The organism is Methylobacterium sp. 285MFTsu5.1 (assembly GCF_000383455.1).
Taxonomy (GTDB): domain Bacteria; phylum Pseudomonadota; class Alphaproteobacteria; order Rhizobiales; family Beijerinckiaceae; genus Methylobacterium.
Genome location: NZ_KB911270.1, coordinates 39,699 through 60,982, shown reverse-complemented (window position 1 = coordinate 60,982; position 21,284 = coordinate 39,699). Strand labels below are relative to the sequence as shown.

Below are 21,284 nucleotides of genomic sequence, written 5' to 3'. Positions count from 1 at the left end.
GGTCAGGCCGCCTTGCGCGCCGCGAGCAGCAGCGCGTTCGGGCGGGTCCGCTTCGGCACCGGCAGGACGCGGTCGAGGACGGCGCCGACGCCGTACGCGAAGGCGAGCGCCGCCGCCCAGGACCATGTCCGCCGGAAGAAGCGGTCGCGGCAGCGGACGGGGCTGACCTTGGCCATCCAGTGGATCAGCGAATCGTGCCGGTCCATGCCGATGGCGTGGACGGCCTCGGGCGTGCAGCCGAGCGTCCCGGCCAGCGCCTCCAGGGCTCTGGGCGTCCACCACGTCAGGTGGTGGGGCGGCGCGTTGATGACGAAATTCGGGACCGTGGTGTTGGGCGAGGGCCATAGCGGCGTGCCGATCAGGACCACGCCACCCGGCTTGACGCAGGCCGCGAGCGCCCGGGCGAAACCCAGCGGGTCCGCCACGTGCTCGATCACCTGGAACGCGCAGGCGACGTCGTAGACCGGCCCGACGCGCGCCGCGTGCGCCTCCACGGTCTCGTCGAGGATCGCGCCGGTCGGGTCCTCGGCGGAGAAGTTCGGATCGAGGCCGGTATAGGTGGCGTCCGGCACGTAGGCGCGGAACCCGCCGTGTCCGCAGCCGACATCGAGCACCCGGGCTCCGGACGGGACGTGCGCGGCGGCCTGGCGGAATTCCAGGCGCTCCGTCTCCGGGCCAGCGAGCTTATCGTGCGCGGCGATCCGGCCGTAAAACGCCCGGTAGAAGGCCGCGTCGCCGGCCACCGGCGGATCGAAGAAGATCAGTCCCGTAGGAGATTCCCAGAGCCGGAACGTGCCGGCGGGGCGGAGCAGCGGCCCGACATCGACGCGGCCGGAATAGTGCCAGAGGAGCGTCAGGAAGCCGGCGTCCAGGCGCTCGACGCAGCGCAGAGCGGGGGCACCGGTGATCGGGCAGGGGGGGATCGACCGATCGGCCGTGTGCGCGCTGTCCGCCAAACTGGTCCTCGCTCGCTCCGCAGGCCCGGCTGGTCCGGGGCGCCGCAGCGGCACAGGTTTGGCGCGGCCCGTCAAGCCGAGGCGCGGCTCGTGGCGAGCGCGCAAAGAAAAAGGCGCCGCTTCGGATGAAGCAGCGCCCGGAAACGTCAGAGCGACGTCTTAGTGGAAGGTGTCGATCTCAGCGGACTCGTAGCTGGTGACTTCCATGCCGACGCAGATCTCGGAGACGACGGGGGCGGACCAAGCCATGATTTCCTCCAGGTAAGTTGATGCGATGGATAGAGAGGCCACGAAGGCCGGAGCGAACCGCGCTCCGGACCGCGCGCGACTTAGTTGAACGTGTCGATCTCGGCGGACTCGTAGCTGGTGACTTCCATGCCGACGCAGATCTCGGACACGATCGGGGCAGACCAAGCCATGGCGTTTCTCCTCGCTGTTGCTGCGATCCATATAGGCAATATCTTGGACGCAATACAAGCGAGCACAACACTTATATTTCTCATAGGGAGCCTGGCCGTGGGCGGCGCGGGGTCGTTCCGTGGCCGCGCGGCCACCCGCCGGAGCCCTGTTCGGCATCGGCTGCGGATGGGCGCGGTTTCGGCTTGACGGGCCCCGCGCCCGGGCGCACGACGCACCCGCGCGACGGTGTCCTCGACGGTGTCGCGCTCCCATTCCAGCAGCGACCCGCGAAGCGACGTGCCCGACCGATCGTGCCTGCCGTGCCCGGCCCCGTACCGTCGTTCCGCCTGAGCCGCTGAGAGGCCCGGCCGCGGGGTGACCGACGCGGCGGCCGGCCACGGCCCAGACCCAGGATGACCGGCGCCGCGTCGCCTCGTAACCCACGAGGCGAGGCCATGAACGAGATCGCCCCCTTCGATACGCGCGTCGATCCCTCCGTGCTGGCCGCCCGCCTGTCGGACGAACGGGCGCCCGACATCGTCGAGGCCCTGAACGACGAGGCACCCGAGGTCGCCGCCGCCATCCTGCTCGGCCTGCCGCTGGAGCGGGCGATCGAGGTGCTGGACCAGCCGGAACTCGACTGCGCCGCCGACATCATCGAGATGCTGCCGCGGGACCGGGTCGCGGGCTACCTGTCGGGCATGTCGGCCGACCGGGTCACGGACGTGTTCCGCGAGATCGAGGAGCCGGGCCGCTCCGACCTGCGTGCCCGCCTCGACGCCGAGACCCGCGGCGCTGTCGATCGCCTGTCGGCCTACGGCGAGGAGACCGTGGGCTCGCTGATGACCACCGAGTTCGTCACCGTGCCGGGGACCTGGACGGTGGGCCAGACGCTGGAGCACATTCGCCACGTCGAGAAGACCCGGGAGACGATCTACGCGATCTTCGTGCTCGACCCGCGCACCCGCGCGCTCACCAAGGCGGTGCCCCTGCGGCGCCTGATCTCGGGGGACCCGGGCGACAACGTGCTCAGCGTCGCGCCGGGACGCCGGCCGCTCGCGGTCTCGCCCACGGCGAGCCGCGAGGAGGCGGCCCGGCTGATCTCCAAGTACGACCTCCTGGCGCTGCCGGTCGTCGACGCGGTCGGCCACGTGATCGGCATCGTCACCGTCGACGACATGATCGACGCGATGATCGAGAAGCAGACGCAGGACGTGCAGCGCTTCGGCGGCATGGAGGCGCTGCCCGAGCCCTACATGGATATCGGCTTCTTCACGATGATCCGGAAGCGGGCCGGCTGGCTGTGCGCGCTGTTCCTGTCGGAGATGCTCACCGCCTCGGCCATGCAGGGCTTCGAGGGCGAGCTGGAGAAGGCGATCGTCCTGACCCTGTTCATCCCGCTCATCATGAGCTCCGGCGGCAATTCCGGCTCGCAGGCGACCTCGCTGCTGATCCGGGCGCTGGCGCTCCACCAGATCCGCCTGCGCGACTGGTGGCGGGTGGCGCTGCGCGAATTGCCGACCGGGATCTTCCTCGGCGCGATCCTCGGCGTGATCGCGGTGATCCGGATCGTCGCGTGGCAGAAGCTCGGCCTCTACGATTACGGCGCGCACTGGCCGCTGGTCGCCGCCACGGTCGGCGCGGCGCTGGTCGGGATCGTGACCTTCGGATCGCTCGCCGGCTCGATGCTGCCGTTCCTGCTCCAGCGGATCGGCTTCGATCCGGCCACCGCCTCGGCGCCCTTCGTGGCGACGCTGGTCGATGTCACCGGCCTCGTCATCTACTTCTCGGTGGCGCTGCTCATCCTGCGCGGGACGCTGCTGTAGGAAGGCCTCCGCGCATCATCCCGTAACCGCCTCGGCCAGCCGCTTCCTCTGGACCTTGCCGTTCGCCGTGCGCGGCAGGGCGTCGAGGAAGCGGATCTCCCGCGGGCGCTTATAGGCGGCGAGCCGCTCGGCGCACCACGCGAGCAGGGCCTCCGCGTCGGGCTCGGCGCCCGCCTGCAGCACCACGAAGCCGCAGATGACCGAGACGTCCGCCCGCACCGGCAGCTCGGCGACGCCCACTTCCGCCACGGACGGGTGGGTCGACAGCACCGCCTCCACCTCGTTCGGCGAGACCCGGTAGCCCATCGCCTTCATCAGGTCGTTGTTGCGGCCCTCGAACCAGATGTAGCCGTCGGCGTCGAGGCGGGCGAGATCGCCGCCGACGAACCAGTCGCCGCGCATGACCTCCGCCTCTTCCTCCGGCCGGTTCCAGTAGCCGAGCATCAGCGCCGGCTCGGTCCGGTGGACGGCGAGGAGCCCGCTCTCTCCGGCCGGGAGCGGCTCGGGCTCGCCCGCCACGGGCAGGATCGCCACCCGCCGGCCCGGCTGCGGCTTGCCGGGCGAGCCGGGGCGCACCGGGATGGTCGGGCCGCTGGATATGTAGGTCGAGATCTCGCTCATCCCCAGCGCCTCGTAGAGGGGCTTGCCGGTGGCCTGACCCCAGGCCTCCAGGAGCTCCACCGCGAGGGGTTCGCCGGCCGTGCAGCCGTGGCGCAGGCTCGACAGGTCGTGGGCGCCGAGGTCGCCGTACTTGAGGATCTGGCGGTAGAGCGTCGGGACGGCGGCGAACAGGGTCGCGCCGTAGGCCGCGATCAGGCGCGGCCAGATTCCGGGATCGCGCGGGCCGTTGTAGAGCACCGCGGTCGCGCCCACCGACCAGGGATCGCTCAGCCCGACGCCGAGCGTGTAGGTCCAGTTCATGGTGCCGGCGTGGAGCATCACGTCGGATTCGGTGAGCCCGAGCCAGTGGTCGAGCATCGGGCGGCGCCCGTAGGCGGCGCGGTGCGCGTGCAGCACGCCCTTCGGCCGGCTGGTCGTGCCGGACGTGTAGATCAGCATCGCCGGGTCGTCGGCGGCGGTGTCGGCGTACTCGGCCATGGGCGGACCGGCCTTCAGGGCGGCGACCGCGGCGGCGTCGAGCAGGAGGCGCCCGCCCAGGACCTCGGGCGCGACCGTGCAGCCGCTTCCGATCACCACGGCGGCGGCCCCGGAATTGTCCATGAGGAACGCCGCCTCGCTCTCGGTGAGCTGCGGCGAGGACGGCAGCGCCACGAGGCCGGCCGCCAGGGCGCCGAAGTAGACGAGGACGTAGTCGGCCTCGTTGCCCATCCGGATCATCACCCGGTCGCCGGGCCTCAGGCCGAGGCCGAGGAAACCCGCCGCGATGCCGCGCACCGCCCGCTCGACTTCGCCGAAGCTGAGGCGGTCCGCGGTGCCGTCGCCGACCATCACCAGGGCGGTCTTGTCGGGACGCAGGCGCGCGTTCTCGGCGAGGCAGTACCGCGCCGCGTTGAAGCGGGCCGGCGGACGGCGGTCATCGTGCTGGCTGTCGGACACCGGGCGCTCCCCGCGGGCGGCTTTTCGCCGGGTGTCCCGCCTGGGCGCGCCTGCGTCAACTGGGGCCGTCGCCCCGCCGGCGAGCGCGGCCCCCGGGCAGTCTGGCCCTCAGGTCCGCCGCTGCGCCTGGCCCTCCTGCTCCTCGAAGCCCTTGAGCATCTTGTCGAGGGTCATCGGGTAGTCGCGGACCCGGATCCCGGTGGCGTTGTAGATCGCGTTGGCGAGCGAGGCGCCGGCGCCGCAGATGCCGAGCTCGCCGAGCCCCTTGCTCTTCAGCGGGTTCGCCTTGTCGTCGAGCTCCGGCAGGAACACCGCGTCGATCTCCGGGAGGTCGGCGTGGACCGGCACGTGGTACTCGGCCATGTCGTGGTTGACGAAGAAGCTGTAGCGCGGATCGACCACGGCATCCTCCATCAGCGCCGCACCGACGCCGAAGGTCATGCCGCCGATCGCTTGGCTGCGCGCGGTCTTGGCGTTGAGGATGCGCCCGCCGGTGAACACGCCGAGCATCCGCCGGAGCCGGATCTCGCCGGTATCGACGTCGACCCCGACCTCGGCGAAGTGCGCCCCGTACGAGTACTGCGAGAACTTCTGCTTCATCTCGCCGGGCTTGATCTCGCCGGAGGCCTCCAGCCCGGACTTGGCGAGATCGGTGAGCGACTCGGTGCGGTTGCCGGACGTGACCGCGCCGTCGCGGAAGGTGGCGCCGTCCGGGTTGAGGTCGCCGGCCTTGAGGAGGGCCTGCCGGAGGTTGTCGCAGGCGACGTAGAGCGCCGAGCCTGCCGAGCCGGCGCCGAAGGATCCCCCGGAGCCGGCCGCGAACGGGAACTCGGTGTCGCCCATCTCGACCCGCACGCGCTCAGGCGGGAGCCCCAGCATCTCGCCGGCGATCTGGGTGAGGATCGTGTAGGTGCCGGTGCCGGGATCGGTCATCGCCATCCGCACCACCAGCACGCCGTCCGGCCCGAGGCGGACCTTCGCGGCGGACGGCATCAGCGGGTTGAGGCGCGCGGCCGCCGACATGCCCATGCCGACGAGCCAGTTGCCCTCGCGCCGGGAGCCCGCGGCCTGCCGCTTGCCCCAGCCGAACAGGCGCGCGCCCTCGCGCATGCAGGGCACCAGCTTGCGGGTCGAGAACGGGACCTTCTTCTCGGGATCCTCGGCCGGCTCGTTGCGCACCCGGAGTTCGATCGGGTCGATCTTCAGCTGCTCGGCGAGCTCGTCCATGGCGCACTCGAAGGCGAGCTGGCCTACGGCCTCCCCGGGAGCGCGCATCGCCGAGGCGATCGGCATGTTGAGGTTGACCAGCCGATGGCGCGTCACGCGGTTCTGCGCGGCGTAAAGGGAGCGGGTGACGTTGGCCGAGGTCTCGAAGAACCCGTCGCCCTCGGCGGTGTCGGACCAGGATTCGTGGCTGATCGCGGAGAGACGGCCGTCGCGGTCGGCGCCGAGGCGGATCCGCTGGATCGTGTCAGTCCGGTGGGTCGCGACGTGGAACTCCTGCTGCCGGGTGAGCGCGACCTTCACGGGACGCTGGATCACCTTCGAGGCCAGGATCGCGAGCGTCGCCTCCGGCTGGACCTGCAGTTTCGCGCCGAATCCGCCGCCGATATAGGGGCTGACGATGCGCACCTTCTCGGGGGGGAGCTTGAGCACCGAGCCGAGGGATTTCTGGCCCCGGTTCGGCATCTGGTTGGCCGTGTAGAGCACGACCCCGTCGCCCTCCCAGGACGCGATGGTGGCGTGCGGCTCCATCTGCGCGTGGATCTGGTTCGGCGTGACATACTCCACGTCGAGCTTGACCGGTGCGGCCGCGAAGGCGGCGTCGAAGTCGCCGAGCTTGGAATCCGGCGGCGAGTTGACCGGCTTCGGCTCGTAGGCCGCCGCCAGGCTGTCCTTGAGCAGCCCCTTGGGCTTGGCCGCGTCGTACCGGACCTTGACCAGCATCGCGGCGGCGCGCGCCTGCTCGAAGGTCTCGGCGACCACGAAGGCGACCGGCTGCCCGTAGAACCGGATCTCCGTCCCCTGGAGCTGTGGCCAGACCTGCTCCTTCTTCTCGCCCTGCTCGGGCACGTTCTCGTGGGTCATCACCAGGATCGCGCCGGGCGCCTTGCGGGCGGCCTCCGCGTCGATCGACCGGATCGTGCCGGAAGCGATTGCCGCCGGCACGATGAAGCCGTAGGCGGGGGTCTTCAGGGCCCGGGTCTCGTACGCGTAGGGCGCGTGACCCGTGACCTTGAGCTTGCCTTCGACCCGGTTCAGCGGCTTGCCGACGAGCCCGTCGGGCCGCTCGTCGAGGGGCGTCCGGCCGATCGGCTGGTTCATCTCCATGGGAACGGTCCTTGCCGGGATCTACGCGCGGGTCGCCTGCGCCACGACGGCCCGAAGGGTCCGGCGCGTCAGCGGGATCTTGAAGTCGTTGCTGCCGTAGCCGCGGGCACCCTTGAGCACCGCGTCGGCGGCGGCGTCGGCCGAGCCGGTCTGCACCAGCGCCGCCTCGGCCTCGGCCACGCGCCAGGGCTTGTGCGCGAGGCCACCGAAGGCGAGCCGCGCGGCCTGAGGCTTGCCGCCCTCGGCGCCCGCGATCACGGCGGCCACCGACACGGTCGCGAAGGCGTAGGACGCCCGGTCGCGAACCTTCCGATAGATGTGCGTGCCGGCCACCGGCTTCGGCAGCGTCACGGCCGTGATGATCTCGCCCTTGCGCAGCTCGGTCTCGATCTGCGGCGTGTCGCCGGGCAGCCGGTGGAAGTCGGCGATCGGGATGCTGCGCGCCTGCCCGTCCGGGTTGACGGTCTCCACGGTCGCGTCGAGGGCCCGCATGGCGACGTTCATGTCGGACGGGTTGGTGGCGATGCAGGCCTCGCTCGCGCCGACCACCGCCATGATGCGGTTGAACCCGCCGATCGCCGAGCAGCCCGAGCCGGGCTCACGCTTATTGCAGGGCATAGCGGTGTCGTAGAAATAGTAGCACCGCGTCCGCTGGAGCAGGTTGCCGGCCGTCGTCGCCTTGTTGCGCAACTGGCCCGAGGCGCCGGCGAGCAGCGCCTTCGCCAGCACGGCGTAGTCCTTCCGGACCCGTGGGTCGGCGGCGAGGTCGGCGTTGCGGACGAGCGCGCCGATGCGCAGGCCGCCATCCTGCGTGGCCTCGACCGTGTCGAGCGGCAGCCGGTTGACGTCGATCAACGTGGCCGGGGTCTCGATCTGGAGCTTCATAAGGTCGAGAAGGTTGGTGCCGCCAGCGATGAACTTGGCGTTCGGCCGCTCGGCCGCGAGCTTCGCGGCGTCCTGCACGGTGGCGGGGCGCTCGTAGGCAAAGGCCTTCATCTGCGCCTCCTCAGAGTTTGGTGGCGGCGGCGTCGCGAATCGCCGCGACGATGTTCGGGTAGGCGCTGCAGCGGCAGATGTTGCCGCTCATCCGCTCGCGAATCTCGGCGTCGCTGAGTGTCGGAGTCGCCGCGACGTCCTCGGTAACGTGGCTCGGCCAGCCGGCCTTGGCCTCGCTCAGCATGCCGACCGACGAGCAGATCTGGCCCGGCGTACAGTAGCCGCACTGGAAGCCGTCATGCTCCAGGAACGCCGCCTGTATCGGGTGGAGCTTGTCCCCGTCCGCCAAGCCCTCGATCGTGGTGATCGGGTCGCCCTCGTGCATCGCCGCGAGCGTCAGGCAGGAATTGATCCGCCGGCCGTCGACCAGGACCGTGCAGGCCCCGCACTGGCCGTGATCGCAGCCCTTCTTGGTGCCGGTGAGCGCGAGGTGCTCGCGCAGAGCGTCGAGGAGCGTCGTGCGGGTGTCGAGGACGAGATCGTGCGGTTGGCCATTGATGGTGAGCCGCACCGGCATGGTCTGCGGAGCCGGATCGCCCGGCGCCGCCGCGGACATCGCGGGACTGGGCCGGAACCCGAGGGCGCCGAGTGCGCCGGCCACCGCACAGCCCTCCACCACGGCACGCCGCGTCAGCGCGAGCGGCTTCGTCGGAGTCGCGTCTGTCATGCTGCCATCCAGCCCGTGCGCCGCGCGTGGGACGCCGCGCGCAGCTTGGAATCTGGTGCGCCAACGTCCGGCCGGATGGATTAGATCCTGTCCAGACTGCGCCCGTTCAGCGCGGCTCAGCCGCTACGGGCGCTGGACCCATGTCGTGACCCGATCGCTCCGTCCTTGCTTCGCTGCGCTCGCGAGAACGGTGACGCCTTGGAACGCGTCCCGCTGCGAGCGTTTGGGTTGATCGGACCACGACACCGGAGCCTCGCCTCATGGCTATCCCGACCCTGCCGCTCAACGACGGCCGACACATCCCGCAGATCGGCTACGGCTGCTGGCAGCTCTCGGACGCCCAGGCTCCGGATCTCGTCGGACAGGCCCTCCGCGCCGGCTATCGGCTTATCGACACGGCCGCGGCGTACGGCAACGAGGCGGGCGTCGGGCGCGGCATCCGGGACGCGGGGATCCCCCGCGAGGAGATCTTCCTCACCACGAAGCTCTGGAACGATCGCCAGGGCCGCGACGAGGCGCGGCGCGCCTTCGACGAGAGCCTGCGGCAACTCGGTCTCCCCTATGTCGACCTGTACCTGATCCACTGGCCGTGCCCGCAGCGTCGCCTGTTCGTCGAGACCTGGAAGACGCTGATCGAGCTCCGGAAGGAGGGCCGCGCGAAGTCCATCGGCGTGTCGAACTTCTCGCCCGAGCATCTCGCTACGCTGATCGGCGAGACCGACGTGGCCCCGGCCGTCAACCAGATCGAGCTGCACCCCTATTTCCAGCGCAAAGAACCGCGCGCGGAGGACGCCCGTCACGGGATCGTGACCGAGTCGTGGAGCCCGCTCGGCCGGGGCAAGGAGCTGAACGACCCGGTCATCCTCGCAATCGCGGAAGCGCACGGGAAGACGCCCGCCCAGGTGGTGCTCCGCTGGCAGATCCAGATCGGATGCGTGGCGATCCCCAAGACCGCCACCCCGCGGCGTATCGCCGAGAACATCGCGCTGTTCGACTTCGAGCTCGGCGCGGACGAGATGGCGCGGATCGCCGGCCTCGACCGGGCCGACGGCCGGATCGGACCTGACCCGGCGACCTTCTGCTGAGCGCTCGAGCCTTCGGCGGCGCAGCGTAACATCGCACCGCAAAAGATTTATGCTCACAGCTAGCATATCTGGACAGGCGCGTCCGGCCCCCATAAGTTAGACGGCACAATGCTCAAACTGAGCATAATGGAGGACGCCATGACGGCGACCGTTGCACCCGTCTCCCGCACGACGATCCCGGGCCTGCCCCTTCCGGATCTGTACGCACGCGTCAGCCGGCACGTCCCCGCGATCGAGTGGCCGGCGCTCGCCCCCGACATCGAAGCGATCCTGCGCCTAAAGCGGGAGCGCAACGCCGTGATCCTGGCGCACAACTACCAGGCGCCCGAGATCTTCCACACGGTGGCCGACATCGTGGGCGATAGCCTCGCGCTGGCCCGCGAGGCGGTGAACGTGAACGCCGACGTGATCGTGCTGGCGGGCGTCCACTTCATGGCCGAGACGGCCAAGCTCCTGAACCCGAGCAAGACCGTGCTCATCCCCGACATGGGCGCCGGCTGCTCGCTGGCCGATTCGATCACCGCCGCAGACGTGCGCGGCCTGCGCGCCAAATACCCGGGCGTGCCGATCGTGACCTACGTGAACACCTCGGCGGCCGTGAAAGCCGAGTCCGACCTGTGCTGCACCTCCGGCAACGCCGTCGCGGTGGTCAGGTCGCTGAACGCCCCCCGCGTCCTCATGATCCCCGACGAGTTCCTCGCGCAGAACGTCCAGGCCGAGATCCCGGAGGTCGAGATCCTGACCTGGGCCGGCCACTGCGAGGTGCACGAGCGCTTCACCCCGGCCGACATCCGCGACGTCCGCGACAGCTATCCCGGGGTGACCGTAATCGCGCACCCGGAATGCCCGCCGGACGTGGTGGCCGAATCGGACTTCTCCGGCTCCACCGCGATGATGATGGACTTCGTCGTCGAGAAGCGGCCGAAGCAAGTGGTGCTCGTCACCGAGTGCTCCATGGCGGACAACATCGCGGCGCAGAACCCGGACATCGAGTTCATCAAGCCCTGCAACATGTGCCCGCACATGAAGCGGATGAGCCTGCGCAACATCCGGCGGTCGCTCGAGACGATGACCCACGAGGTCACGGTCGACCCGGCGCTCGCCGACCGCGCCCGGGCCGCGGTCGAGCGCATGCTCGAGGTGCGCACACGATGAACGCGATCTCCCCGAACAGCGCCGACCGCGTCGTCGTGGTCGGCGGCGGCGTCGCGGGCCTCAGCGTCGCGCTGCGCCTCGCGCCCCGCCCGGTGACGCTGGTCACGGCCTCGGCCCTCGGCCTCGGCACCGCCACCGGCTGGGCCCAGGGCGGCATCGCGGCCGCGGTCGGCGCCGACGACGCGGCGGCGCTCCACGCCGCCGACACGGAGGCCGCCGGCGCCGGGCTCACCGAGCCCGACGTGGCGCTCCGGGTCGCCGCGGAGGGCCCCGCGCTGATCGACTGGCTCGTGCGGATCGGCGTCCCGTTCGACCGCACCGACGACGGCGCGCTGGCCCTCGGGCTCGAGGCGGCCCACGGCCGCCGCCGCATCGTCCGCTCCGGCGGCGACGCCACCGGCGCCCGCGTCCTCGAAGGGCTCGTCCGGGCCGTGCTGTCGGCGCCGTCCGTGGAGGTCGTCACGGCGCGGGCCTGCGACCTGCTCCGGGACACGCGCGGGGCGGTGGCCGGCATCGTCGCCGAGCGCGACGGCGCGCTTTTCCGCATCCCGGCCCGCGCGGTGGTGCTCGCCACCGGCGGTGTCGGCGCCCTCTACGCGGCGACCACCAACCCGCCGGGCGCCGTCGGCCGCGGGCTGGCGCTCGCCGCCCGGGCCGGCGCGGTGATGCGCGACATGGAGTTCGTGCAGTTCCACCCGACCGCCATCGCGGCCGGCGCCGACCCGATGCCGCTCGCCACCGAGGCCCTGCGCGGGGAGGGCGCCCGGCTGATCGACGAGACCGGCGCCGCCGTGATGGCCGGCATCGCGGGCGGCGACCTCGCGCCGCGCGACGTGGTCGCCCGCGGCATCTTCCAGGCGCTGCAGCGGGGCCGCACAGTCTATCTCGACGCCCGCGGCGCGCTCGGCGCCGCGATGCCGACGCGCTTCCCGACCGTGGCGGGGCTCTGCGCCGCCGCCGGCATCGACCCCGCCGTGCAGCCGATCCCGGTCCGCCCGGCGGCGCACTACCACATGGGCGGCGTGAAGGTGGACGCGTACGGCGCCACCTCGGTCCATGGGCTCTATGCCTGCGGCGAGGTCTCTTCGACGGGCCTCCACGGCGCCAACCGGCTCGCCAGCAACTCCCTGCTGGAGGGCCTCGCCTACGCGCGCTTCATCGCCGACGGGCTCGACACGCCGCCGCCCGCCGCGATCGTGCCCGAGGCCGTGTCTGTCCATGCCGCCGGCGACCTGCCGGCGATCCGCGCGCTGATGGAGCGCAGGGTCGGCGTCGTGCGCGACGCCGCCGGCCTCGAGGAAGCCGTCGCCGTCCTCGAGGCGGGGGCTGAGACCTGCGACGCCGCCCTCGTGGCGCTGCTCATCGCCCGCGGTGCGCTCGGCCGCCGGGAGAGCCGCGGCGCCCACTGGCGCAGCGACTTCCCCCATCTCGCCCCGGCCGCGCACATTGAGGCCGCGCTGGCCGACCCGATCGCCGCGACCCCGTCCGCCGAGGAGGCGCTGACGCCATGACCCAGTCGGTTCTCTCCGATGAGATCCTCCCCCTGCCGCGGCTCCTCGTGGAGCCCGTGGTGCGCGCCGCCCTGCTGGAGGATCTCGGCCGGGCCGGCGACATCACCACCGACGCCATCGTCCCCCCGGGCGAGCGGATGCGCGGCGTGATCGCCTCCCGGCAGGACGGCGTCATCTCGGGCACCGACGCCGCCGCCATCGCGTTCGCGCTGGTGGACCCGGCCGTCACCGTGACGGTCGAGCGCGGCGACGGCGCCCGCGTGGCGCCGGGCGACGTGGTGCTGCGCCTCGAGGGGCCGGCGCGGGCGATCCTCACGGCTGAGCGCGTGGCGCTGAACCTGCTCTGCCGGATGTCGGGCGTGGCCACCGCCACCCACGGCCTCGTCGAAGCGGCGCGCCCGCACGGCAAGGCCTCGATCGTCTGCACCCGCAAGACCACGCCGGGCCTGCGCGCCCTGGAGAAGCACGCGGTCCGGGCCGGCGGCGGCTCGAACCACCGCTTCGGCCTCGACGACGCGGTGCTGATCAAGGACAACCACGTGGCGGTGGCCGGCGGCATCGTCCCGGCGATCGAGCGCGCCCGGTCCCGGGCCGGCCACTTGGTGAAGATCGAGTGCGAGGTCGACAGCCTGGAGCAGCTGGAGGAGGCCCTGTCGGTCGGGATCGACGCGGTGCTCCTCGACAATATGGGGCCCGACCTGCTCCGCCGCGCCGTGGCGATGATCGACGGGCGCGCCCTGTCCGAGGCGTCGGGCCGGATCACCCGCGAGACGGTCGGGGCCGTCGCGGCCTCGGGGATCGACCTGATTTCCTGCGGCTGGATCACCCATTCGGCGGCGATCATCGACCTGGGGCTCGACGCCGCCTGACCGGCGGGCCCCGCGCGCCGCCGGCGCGGCGGGGCCGAAGCGGTCGCTCGACTGTCATCACGTTCGGGTGACAAGTCTTCGCCGCGGTCGCTCGGGAGATCTGCCGAGTCTATCGCCGCGCGACCGACTCGCTAAGATTTCGGTCAACCGCGACGCCATCGACCGGACCCGACCGTGAGCCAAGCCCTGCCTTCCGCGGCTGCCCCGGCGGTCGATCGTCCGGCGGCGCCGGTGGCGCGCAAGCCCGGCGCGGTCCGGCACGGGCCCGGCGGCGCGCTGATGCTGGGCGCGCTGGGCGTCGTGTACGGCGACATCGGCACGAGCCCGCTCTACGCGTTCAAGGAGGCCGTGAAGGCCGCGACCAGCGGCGGCGCCTCGGTGCCGGCGGCGGCCACCGGCGCGGTGTCGCTGATCCTGTGGTCGCTGATCCTGATCGTGTCGCTGAAATACGCGGTGCTGATCCTGCGCGCCGACAACCGCGGCGAGGGCGGCATCGTCGCCATGCTGGCGCTGCTCGGCGCGCGGCACGCCCGGCCTGGCACGTGGAAGGCGCTGCTGCTGGTGGTCGGGCTGGTCGGCGCGGCCCTGCTCTACGGCGACGGCGCGATCACGCCGGCGATCTCGGTGCTGTCGGCGATCGAGGGGTTGAAGATCGACGCGCCGGCGCTCGGGCCGTACGTCGTGCCGATCACCCTCGCCATCCTGGTCGGTCTGTTCCTGGTCCAGCACAAGGGCGTCGCCGCCATCGGGCGGGTGTTCGGGCCGGTCATGCTCGTCTGGTTCGTCGTCCTGGTCCTGCTCGCGGTCCCGAGCATCCTGCACGCGCCGGAGATCCTGGCGGCGGCCAACCCGTTCCGGGCGGTGGACTTCCTGATCCATGCCGGCTGGCATGTCAGCTTCCTGATGCTCGGCGCGGCCTTCCTGGCGGTGACCGGCGGCGAGGCGATGTACGCCGATCTCGGCCATTTCGGCGCCCCGGCGATCCGGATCGCGTGGTTCGGCCTCGTGCTGCCGGCGCTGCTGATCCACTATTGCGGCCAGGGCGCGCTGATCATCGCCGACCCGAGCGCGATCGAGAACCCGTTCTACCGGCTCGCGCCGGACTGGGCGCATTACCCGCTGGTGGCGCTCGCCACGATGGCGACCGTCATCGCCTCGCAGGCGGTGATCTCGGGCGTCTACTCGCTCACCCAGCAGTCGATCCAGCTCGGCTTCATGCCGATGATGCGGGTGGTGCACACCGATGAGGACGAGCGCGGCCAGATCTACGTGCCGGCGGTGAACTGGCTGCTCGCCGTGGCGACCCTGACGGCCGTGGTGGTGTTCGGCTCCTCCGACGCCCTGGCCGGCGCCTACGGCATCGCGGTCTCGGCGCTCATGGGCATCACCACGCTGCTCGCCGCGCTGATCGCGCTCCGCTGGGGCTACAACCCGGTCCTGGTCCTCGCGGTCAACGGATTCTTCCTCGGCATCGACCTCGTGTTCTTCTCCGCCAACAGCGTGAAGCTGTTCGAGGGCGGCTGGTTTCCGCTGCTGCTCGCCGGCGTGGTCGCCTTCCTGATGCTGACCTGGATGAAGGGCAACCACGTCCTCGAATCCGTCCGCCAGACCATGCGCATGTCCGAGGCTTCCTTCCTCTCCAGCCTCGGCTCGCACCCGCCGGTGACGCTGCCCGGCACCGCGGCCTTCCTGACCGCCGCCACCGAGGGCATCCCGATGGCGCTCGGCCGCCTGCTGGAGCGCAGCCGCTGCCTGCACGAGCGGATCCTGCTGATCACCGTCGTCTACGAGGAGGAGCCGGTGATCCCGGCGAGCGAGCGGGCGCAGGTGACGCTGGTGGCGCAGGGGATCCGCAAGGCGATCTCGAAGTACACGCCCGGCATGGAGCGCGTCGTGCTGCGCTACGGCTTCATGCAGACCGCCTCGATCCCCGAGGGGCTGCAATGCGCGGTGGCGAGCGGGCTGCTGCCGCCGGAATACCTGGAGGACATGACGTATTTCGTGGGCCACGAGGTGGTGATCCCGTCGCCGACCCATCCCGGCATGGCGCCGTGGCGGGAGGGCCTGTTCGCCTTCATGAAGCGGAACGCCGAGCGCACCGGCGCCCATTTCGGCCTGCCGACCCGGCAGATCGTGGAGGTGGGCACCGAGATCGAGATCTGACCGGCCGCGGCGCGCGGGGGCGCTGCCCGCGGCGCGCGTCGGAGGCCGGGGCCGGCCCTCTTTCGCATTGAAAACGGCCCCGTTCGCCAGCATATCGCCACCGCAATTTCCCCACAGCGGAGGCATCACCCGTGAGCGAGACGATCGAGCGGCACGAATTCGGGGCGGAGGTGGGACGCCTCCTCGACCTCGTCGTGCACGCGCTCTACTCCGACCGCGAGATCTTCCTGCGCGAACTCGTCGCCAACGCGGCCGACGCCATGGACCGGCGGCGGTTCGAGGCCCTGACCTCGGCGGCGAGCGCGCTGCCGCCGGACGCCAAGGTCCGCATCGCGCCCGACAAAGAGGCGCGGACCCTGACCGTGTCGGACGCCGGCATCGGCATGACCAAGGAGGATCTCGCCACCAACCTCGGGACCATCGCGCGCTCCGGCACGCGGGCCTTCTCGCAGACGCTGGAATCCGCCAAGGCCGAGGACCGGCCGAGCCTGATCGGCCAGTTCGGCGTCGGCTTCTACTCGGCCTTCATGGTCGCCGACCGAGTCACCGTCACGTCGCGCCGCGCCGGCAGCGACGAGGCTTGGACCTGGGCCTCGGAAGGGCAGGGCAGCTACACGCTGGAGCCGGCCACGCGGGCCGAACCCGGCACCGACATCGTCCTGCACCTCAAGGCGGATGCCGACGAGTACCTCGAGCCCTACCGCCTCGACCATCTGGTGCGGAAATGGGCCGACTTCATCACCGTGCCGATCGCCGTCGTGCGCGACGGCAAGGACGAGTCGGCCAATCAGGGCACCGCGCTCTGGCGCAAGGCGAAGTCCGAGGTCACCGAGGAGCAGTACGAGGAATTCTACCACTCCATCGGCATGAACTTCGACAAGCCGTGGGCGACGCTTCACTGGCGCGCCGAGGGTCAGCTCGAGTTCTCCGCCCTGCTCTTCATCCCCGGCTCGAAGCCGTTCCAGGCCCTCGAGAACGAGCGGCAGAGCAAGGTCCGGCTCCATGTCCGACGGATGTTCATCACCGACGAGGCCGAACTGCTGCCGCCGTGGCTGCGCTTCGTCCAAGGCGTGGTCGACACCGAGGACCTGCCGCTGAACGTCTCCCGCGAGATGCTGCAGTCGACCCCGGCGCTCGCCCGGATCCGCCGCGCGGTTACCGGGCGCGTCGTCTCCGAACTCACCACCCGCGCCAAGGACGCGGAGGGCTACCAGTCCTTCTGGGAGAACTTCGGCCCCGTCCTCAAGGAGGGCATCTACGAGGATTTCGAGCGTCGGGGCGAGATCGCGCCGCTCCTGCGCTTCCGCTCCTCGGCGGTGGAGGGCTGGACCTCGCTGCCCGACTACGTGTCCCGCATGAAGGACGGCCAGGAGGCGATCTACTACCTCGTCGCCGACGATGCCGAGGCGCTGAAGTCGTCGCCGCAACTGGAGGGCTTCCGGGCCCGCGGCCTCGAGGTGCTGCTCCTCTCCGACCACGTCGACGCCTTCTGGCCCGATCAGCTCGGCACCTTCGACGGGAAGCCGCTCCGCTCGATCACCAAGGGGGGGCTCGACCTCTCGAAATTCGCGCTCGAGGGCGAGCAGCCGGAGGCGCCCGAGGGCATCGACGCCTTCGTCGCCGCCGTGAAGACGGCCCTCGGCGCCGAGGTCTCGGACGTGCGCACCACCGACCGGCTCGTGGATTCGGCCGTGGTTCTCTCGGCCGGCAGCGGCGGGCCCGACTTGCAGATGCAGCGGCTCATGCGCCGGGCCGGGCGGGCCGGCGCCGGGCAGCCGGTTCTGGAGATCAACCCGCGCCACCCGCTGGTCCGGGCGCTGGCCGCGGCGCCCGAATCGGAGGTGCCGCAGGCCGCCGGCACGCTCCTCGACCTCGCCCGCATCCAGGACGGCGACAGCCCCCGCGACCCGGCGGCCTTCGCCCGCACGGTGGCGGCGGCCCTCGCGGCCGCGCGGGGCGCGTAGGACTACGGAGACCCGCGCCGCGCGCCGCCGGGAGGCCGCGCGCGGCGTGTGTCTCCACACACCTCCGTTCGGGATGATTGTGGGTTCGGTTGATCATTCGGAAATGGTCAAGCCATAACTTCGCCACCGGTCGGGATCATTGCCCGGCCGATGGCGCGGGCGCGGTGGGGGCCGCAGGCGTCTGAGCCGAACCCTCTCGCGCGCCTCGGGCGCGCCTCACGGACGCTGCATGAACCCGGTCGAGGCTGAAGCCGGCAACGGACAGGCGGTCGCGGCGGCGCGGACCCGGGCCCACGCCCGGGCGTATCGCCACAGCGGACGCGTGCGCGCCATGCGCCGGCTGATCCCGGTGGTCGCCGGCGGCGCGGTGGCGCTGCTGTTGGCCTACCTGTTCAACCCCTTCGCGGCACCGTTGCCGGGCGTCTCGGTCGGTCCGGTGACGCTGGCCGGTTCGAAGGTCCGCATGGAGAATCCGCGGCTCTCGGGCTTCCGCCAGGGCACCCGCGGCTACGAGGTGACGGCCGACGCCGCGCTCCAGGACGTGCGCAAGCCGAGCCAGATCGAGCTGCAGCAGATGCGCGGCCACATCGCCACCGACGATCAGGGCGGCATCGCCCGCCTCTCGGCGACGTCGGGCCTGTTCGACACCGCCCGCGAGGCGCTCGACCTGAAGGACGACATCCGCATCTGGACCGACAAGGGCGAGGAGGCGCGCCTGCGCTCCGCCGCCGTCGCGTTCAAGACCGGGTCCATCAGATCGCAGGAGCCCGTCACGGTCTCGAGCCCGCGGGCCAACGTGAAGGCCGACACCCTCGACGTCGTCGAGAACGGCAAGCGGATCTCCTTCATCGGCAACGTCCACGTGGTCATCGCGAACGAGGAGCAGGCGGAGAAGCCGCAGGCCCGCATTCTGACCTCGGACGCCGAAGCCGCGGACGGTGCCCGATGAGAGCCGCCCGCACCCTCTGGGCCGCCCTGGCGGCCGGGCTGCTCCTCGCCGGCCCGGCGCTGGCCGAGAAGCCGGCGCGGAAAGATTCGCCCTTCGGCAATATCGGCGGCGGCGGCAAGGATCCGATCAAGATCGACGCCGACCGGCTCGACGTGTTCGACCGGGAGAACAAGGCGGTCTTCGCCGGCAACGTCGTGGCCGTGCAGGGCGACAGCACCATCCGCTGCTCGACCATGACGGTGACCTACAAGCGCGGCAGGGACGCCCCCGGCAAGGGCGCCAGGGGCGACGCCAAGACTGAAGCGCGGGACGAGGGCGCTGACGCGGCGCCGCGGAACCCTGCCGAGAACGGGATTCAGAAGGTCGACTGCGCCGGGCCGGTGACGGTGGTGCAGAAGGATCAGGTCGCCACCGGTGACCACGCGGTGTTCGACCAGGACGCCAAGCGGATCGTGCTGACCGGCAACGTCGTCCTGAGCCAGTGCCAGAACGTCACCCGCGGGCAGCGGCTCGTCTACGACATGAACACCGGGCGCGCGAACATGGACCCGGTGGCGGGGGGGCGCGTCTCGGCCCTGTTCGTGCCCGGAGAGAAGTCCGACGCCAAGGACGGCAAGGCGAAGGGCTGCACCCAGCCGCCGCCCAGGCCGAAGGCGCAGGTCGATTGAGCGGCGCCGTGGCGTTCCAGGCGGGCCCGCAGGAGCCGGCGGGCCGGACGGGCTGGCTCGGCCGCCTGTTCGGCCGGCGCGCGCGGCCGAACGAGGCCGCCGAGTCCGACGGCTGGTCCGCGGCCGATGAGGGTGGCCTCGGCATCCTCAGCGTGCGCGGCCTGCGCAAGAGCTACGGCGCCCGCACGGTCGTCCACGAGGCCGGCCTCACCGTGCGCACCGGCGAAGCCGTCGGACTGCTCGGGCCGAACGGCGCCGGCAAGACCACGATCTTCTACATGATCACCGGGCTTGTGGCGGCCGACCGCGGCCACATCACCCTGGACGGCCTGCCGATCACGCACCTGCCCATGTACCAGCGGGCGCGGCTCGGGATCGGCTACCTGCCGCAGGAGGCCTCGATCTTCCGCGGGCTCACCGTGGAGGACAACATCCGCGCGGTGCTGGAGGTGGTCGAGCCCGATCGCAAGACGCGCGCGCGCAAGCTCGATTCCCTGCTCGAGGAATTCGACATCGCGCGCCTGCGCAAGTCGCCCTCGATCGCGCTCTCGGGCGGCGAGCGGCGGCGCTGCGAGATCGCCCGGGCGCTCGCCTCCTCGCCGACCTTCATGCTGCTGGACGAGCCCTTCGCGGGCATCGACCCGATCGCGGTCGGCGACATCCAGGATCTGGTGAAGCATCTGAAGCAGCGCGGCATCGGCGTGCTGATCACCGACCACAACGTCCGCGAGACGCTGGGCCTGATCGACCGCGCCTACATCGCCCATTCCGGCCGAATCCTCACGGAGGGCACGCCCGAGGAGATCGTGGCGAACCCGGACGCGCGCCGGCTCTATCTCGGCGAGGATTTCCGGCTCTAGGCCGGCCGCTCAGCCCTTCCAGTTCTTCAGCGCCGCGAAGGGGCTGTCCGAGCCGGCCGGCTTCTCCGGGTTCAGTACCGGCTCCACCTGGGCGATCGCGTCCGCCATCGAGAAGGCCGAGCCGCTCTGGAGCCGGCCGCCCGCCGCGTCGCGGTGGCCGCCGCCGCGGAACAGGCGGGCGCCGTCGAGCGCCGTGCCGTCGTTGGACCGGAACGACAGCGTGCCCATCCGCTGGACGTTGACCACGCGCTTGGCCCGGCCCGCGTCCATGATCAGGTCGGAGACCCGCTGGAAGGTACCCGAATCGAGGGCGAAGGACAGGAGCGTGCCGTCCTTCAGCGGGCGGAACAGGGAATCCGAGCGGGCGAGCGCCCGGGCGAGCCGCATGCGCGTCGTCAGCGCCGGATCGTCGTCCGGCGCGTCGCGCAGCAGGGTGTCGACCACGCCGGCGCGCAGCGCCGAGGCGCGGCGCTCCAGCTCGGCCGGGCTCGCCCCGTCCCGCAGGGCGGCGGCGGCCGCGAGCAGGATCTCGGACACGAACCGGTCGTGCCAGGGATGCCCGACCGGCACGTAGCTCGACACGACCTCCCAGAACAGCTCGTCCAGGGCCAGGCCGCCCCGGAAGGCGGGGCTCTCCTTGCGCCACAGGTCGAGGGCGTCGACCGCGGTGAGCAGGCTCGACAGGTCGGTCGCGGGCTCGTGCGCGGCGAACAGGGACCGGTGCTCGAAGGCCATCCGCGTGGCGCAGATGTCGTCCTCGATCAGCACGGCGATCTCGGGGTCGCCCAGGTCGATCCGGTGGAGCGCCGGCCGCTCGGCGTCGGGTGCCGCATCCAGGCCCAGGCGCCGCATCTGGTCGAGGGAGGAGGCGTGGTGGTCGAGGACCACGAGGCGGTGCTTCTGCCCGTCCTCGCGGCGCCGGTTCATCGCGGCGAACTTCTTCAGGCCCGCGATGGTCTGCTCCTCCAGGCCGAGGTCGGTCATCAGCAGGATCTCGCGCTCCGCCGCGCGGCCGAGGCGCCGGATCTCGTCCTCGAAGACCGGGCCGACATCGCTGTAGCGGGGCACGTGGACGACGCGCTCGACCGGGGCGCAGGCGGCGGCGACCGTCGAGGCGCCGTAGCCGTCGAGGTCGTGGTGGGTGATCTGGATCAGGCGCAACGGGCGGACTCGGAGGGTGACGGAGCGGCCCGTCTACGACGCCCGGCGCCGCGAGGCGAGGGGCGGCCCGTCTACGACGCCCGGCGCCGCGAGGCGAGGGGCGGCGGCCCTTCCGTCCGGCGGCGTTCGGTGCAGAATGCTCCCCGGCTGCCACGAGTCGCGAAGGA

General features: G+C 71.6%; 18 protein-coding genes. 10 read left to right on the top strand and 8 right to left on the bottom strand.

Features of this window, described 5'->3' with window-relative positions; translation table 11 throughout:
* Window positions 1–2: 2 nt before the first annotated feature.
* The 3 genes from H288_RS0100300 to pqqA (H288_RS31985) form a co-directional block, all read right to left on the bottom strand.
* A complete protein-coding gene (locus tag H288_RS0100300; protein ID WP_020090598.1) occupies window positions 3–956 on the bottom strand; it encodes a class I SAM-dependent methyltransferase in 954 nt (317 codons plus the stop codon).
* A gap of 159 nt (window positions 957–1,115) precedes the next feature.
* Window positions 1,116–1,205 (bottom strand): pyrroloquinoline quinone precursor peptide PqqA, encoded by a 90-nt coding sequence (gene pqqA, locus H288_RS31990; RefSeq protein ID WP_020090597.1) that lies wholly within the window; start codon window positions 1,203–1,205, stop codon window positions 1,116–1,118.
* Window positions 1,206–1,285: 80 nt separating this feature from the next.
* Entirely contained in the window at window positions 1,286–1,375 is a 90-nt protein-coding gene (gene pqqA, locus H288_RS31985; RefSeq protein WP_007559223.1) for a pyrroloquinoline quinone precursor peptide PqqA, read from the bottom strand.
* Between the two features lie 435 nt (window positions 1,376–1,810).
* Between pqqA (H288_RS31985) and mgtE the strand changes: the two genes are divergently transcribed.
* Entirely contained in the window at window positions 1,811–3,181 is a 1,371-nt protein-coding gene (mgtE, locus tag H288_RS0100285; RefSeq protein WP_020090596.1) for a magnesium transporter, read from the top strand.
* A gap of 15 nt (window positions 3,182–3,196) precedes the next feature.
* Here the strand turns inward: mgtE and H288_RS0100280 are convergent, their stop codons facing one another.
* From H288_RS0100280 to paoA, 4 genes are all read right to left on the bottom strand, one after another.
* Window positions 3,197–4,738 carry an AMP-binding protein gene (locus tag H288_RS0100280; protein WP_020090595.1) on the bottom strand — a complete coding sequence of 514 codons (1,542 nt, stop codon included), beginning with the start codon at window positions 4,736–4,738 and terminating at the stop codon, window positions 3,197–3,199.
* A gap of 108 nt (window positions 4,739–4,846) precedes the next feature.
* Entirely contained in the window at window positions 4,847–7,069 is a 2,223-nt protein-coding gene (locus H288_RS0100275; RefSeq protein ID WP_020090594.1) for a xanthine dehydrogenase family protein molybdopterin-binding subunit, read from the bottom strand.
* A 21-nt stretch (window positions 7,070–7,090) separates the two neighbouring features.
* The gene (locus H288_RS0100270) at window positions 7,091–8,065 is read right to left on the bottom strand and encodes a xanthine dehydrogenase family protein subunit M (RefSeq protein ID WP_020090593.1); all 975 of its coding nucleotides are present in this window, start codon (window positions 8,063–8,065) and stop codon (window positions 7,091–7,093) included.
* 10 nt (window positions 8,066–8,075) lie between these two features.
* Window positions 8,076–8,732, bottom strand: coding sequence for an aldehyde dehydrogenase iron-sulfur subunit PaoA (gene paoA, locus H288_RS0100265; RefSeq protein WP_020090592.1), 657 nt, complete (start codon window positions 8,730–8,732; stop codon window positions 8,076–8,078).
* 260 nt (window positions 8,733–8,992) lie between these two features.
* Here paoA and H288_RS0100260 point away from each other — a divergent pair, with 260 nt between their 5' ends.
* The 9 genes from H288_RS0100260 to lptB all read left to right on the top strand — a co-directional run bounded on the left by H288_RS0100260 (window position 8,993) and on the right by lptB (window position 19,956).
* Window positions 8,993–9,817: an aldo/keto reductase gene (locus tag H288_RS0100260; protein ID WP_020090591.1), complete on the top strand. Its 825-nt coding sequence runs from the start codon at window positions 8,993–8,995 to the stop codon at window positions 9,815–9,817.
* A gap of 138 nt (window positions 9,818–9,955) precedes the next feature.
* The gene (nadA, locus tag H288_RS0100255; protein WP_026604534.1) at window positions 9,956–10,972 is read left to right on the top strand and encodes a quinolinate synthase NadA; all 1,017 of its coding nucleotides are present in this window, start codon (window positions 9,956–9,958) and stop codon (window positions 10,970–10,972) included.
* Entirely contained in the window at window positions 10,969–12,483 is a 1,515-nt protein-coding gene (locus tag H288_RS0100250; protein ID WP_020090589.1) for an L-aspartate oxidase, read from the top strand. Before nadA ends, H288_RS0100250 begins: the two co-directional genes overlap by 4 nt.
* Complete coding sequence (nadC, locus tag H288_RS0100245; protein ID WP_020090588.1) at window positions 12,480–13,352, top strand: carboxylating nicotinate-nucleotide diphosphorylase; 873 nt, start codon at window positions 12,480–12,482, stop codon at window positions 13,350–13,352. The genes H288_RS0100250 and nadC overlap by 4 nt, the downstream gene beginning before the upstream one ends.
* A 174-nt stretch (window positions 13,353–13,526) precedes the next feature.
* Window positions 13,527–15,515, top strand: a complete 1,989-nt coding sequence (locus H288_RS0100240; protein ID WP_026604533.1) for a KUP/HAK/KT family potassium transporter — start codon at window positions 13,527–13,529, stop codon at window positions 15,513–15,515.
* Window positions 15,516–15,646: 131 nt separating this feature from the next.
* A complete protein-coding gene (gene htpG, locus H288_RS0100235; RefSeq protein WP_020090586.1) occupies window positions 15,647–17,479 on the top strand; it encodes a molecular chaperone HtpG in 1,833 nt (610 codons plus the stop codon).
* 229 nt (window positions 17,480–17,708) lie between these two features.
* On the top strand, window positions 17,709–18,428 hold the full coding sequence (gene lptC / locus H288_RS31980; RefSeq protein ID WP_020090585.1) for an LPS export ABC transporter periplasmic protein LptC: 720 nt from the start codon (window positions 17,709–17,711) through the stop codon (window positions 18,426–18,428).
* A complete protein-coding gene (locus tag H288_RS0100215; RefSeq protein ID WP_012322357.1) occupies window positions 18,425–19,096 on the top strand; it encodes an LptA/OstA family protein in 672 nt (223 codons plus the stop codon). Before lptC ends, H288_RS0100215 begins: the two co-directional genes overlap by 4 nt.
* Before the next feature lie 65 nt (window positions 19,097–19,161).
* Entirely contained in the window at window positions 19,162–19,956 is a 795-nt protein-coding gene (gene lptB, locus H288_RS0100210; RefSeq protein ID WP_234742145.1) for an LPS export ABC transporter ATP-binding protein, read from the top strand.
* Between the two features lie 9 nt (window positions 19,957–19,965).
* On the opposite strand, the gene H288_RS0100205 is transcribed toward lptB, so the two are convergent.
* Complete coding sequence (locus H288_RS0100205) at window positions 19,966–21,117, bottom strand: demethylmenaquinone methyltransferase (RefSeq protein ID WP_020090583.1); 1,152 nt, start codon at window positions 21,115–21,117, stop codon at window positions 19,966–19,968.
* Window positions 21,118–21,284: the final 167 nt, after the last annotated feature.

Bases quoted from the DNA above. Each gene is read 5' to 3' on its own strand.
- H288_RS0100275 (WP_020090594.1), bottom strand. From the start codon at position 7,069: ATGGAGATGAACCAGCCGATCGGCCGGACGCCCCTCGACGAGCGGCCC.
- mgtE (WP_020090596.1), top strand. From the start codon at position 1,811: ATGAACGAGATCGCCCCCTTCGATACGCGCGTCGATCCCTCCGTGCTG.
- pqqA (WP_007559223.1), bottom strand. From the start codon at position 1,375: ATGGCTTGGTCTGCCCCGATCGTGTCCGAGATCTGCGTCGGCATGGAA.
- paoA (WP_020090592.1), bottom strand. From the start codon at position 8,732: ATGACAGACGCGACTCCGACGAAGCCGCTCGCGCTGACGCGGCGTGCC.
- lptC (WP_020090585.1), top strand. From the start codon at position 17,709: ATGAACCCGGTCGAGGCTGAAGCCGGCAACGGACAGGCGGTCGCGGCG.
- H288_RS0100250 (WP_020090589.1), top strand. From the start codon at position 10,969: ATGAACGCGATCTCCCCGAACAGCGCCGACCGCGTCGTCGTGGTCGGC.
- H288_RS0100215 (WP_012322357.1), top strand. From the start codon at position 18,425: ATGAGAGCCGCCCGCACCCTCTGGGCCGCCCTGGCGGCCGGGCTGCTC.
- H288_RS0100270 (WP_020090593.1), bottom strand. From the start codon at position 8,065: ATGAAGGCCTTTGCCTACGAGCGCCCCGCCACCGTGCAGGACGCCGCG.
- H288_RS0100260 (WP_020090591.1), top strand. From the start codon at position 8,993: ATGGCTATCCCGACCCTGCCGCTCAACGACGGCCGACACATCCCGCAG.
- nadC (WP_020090588.1), top strand. From the start codon at position 12,480: ATGACCCAGTCGGTTCTCTCCGATGAGATCCTCCCCCTGCCGCGGCTC.
- nadA (WP_026604534.1), top strand. From the start codon at position 9,956: ATGACGGCGACCGTTGCACCCGTCTCCCGCACGACGATCCCGGGCCTG.
- pqqA (WP_020090597.1), bottom strand. From the start codon at position 1,205: ATGGCTTGGTCCGCCCCCGTCGTCTCCGAGATCTGCGTCGGCATGGAA.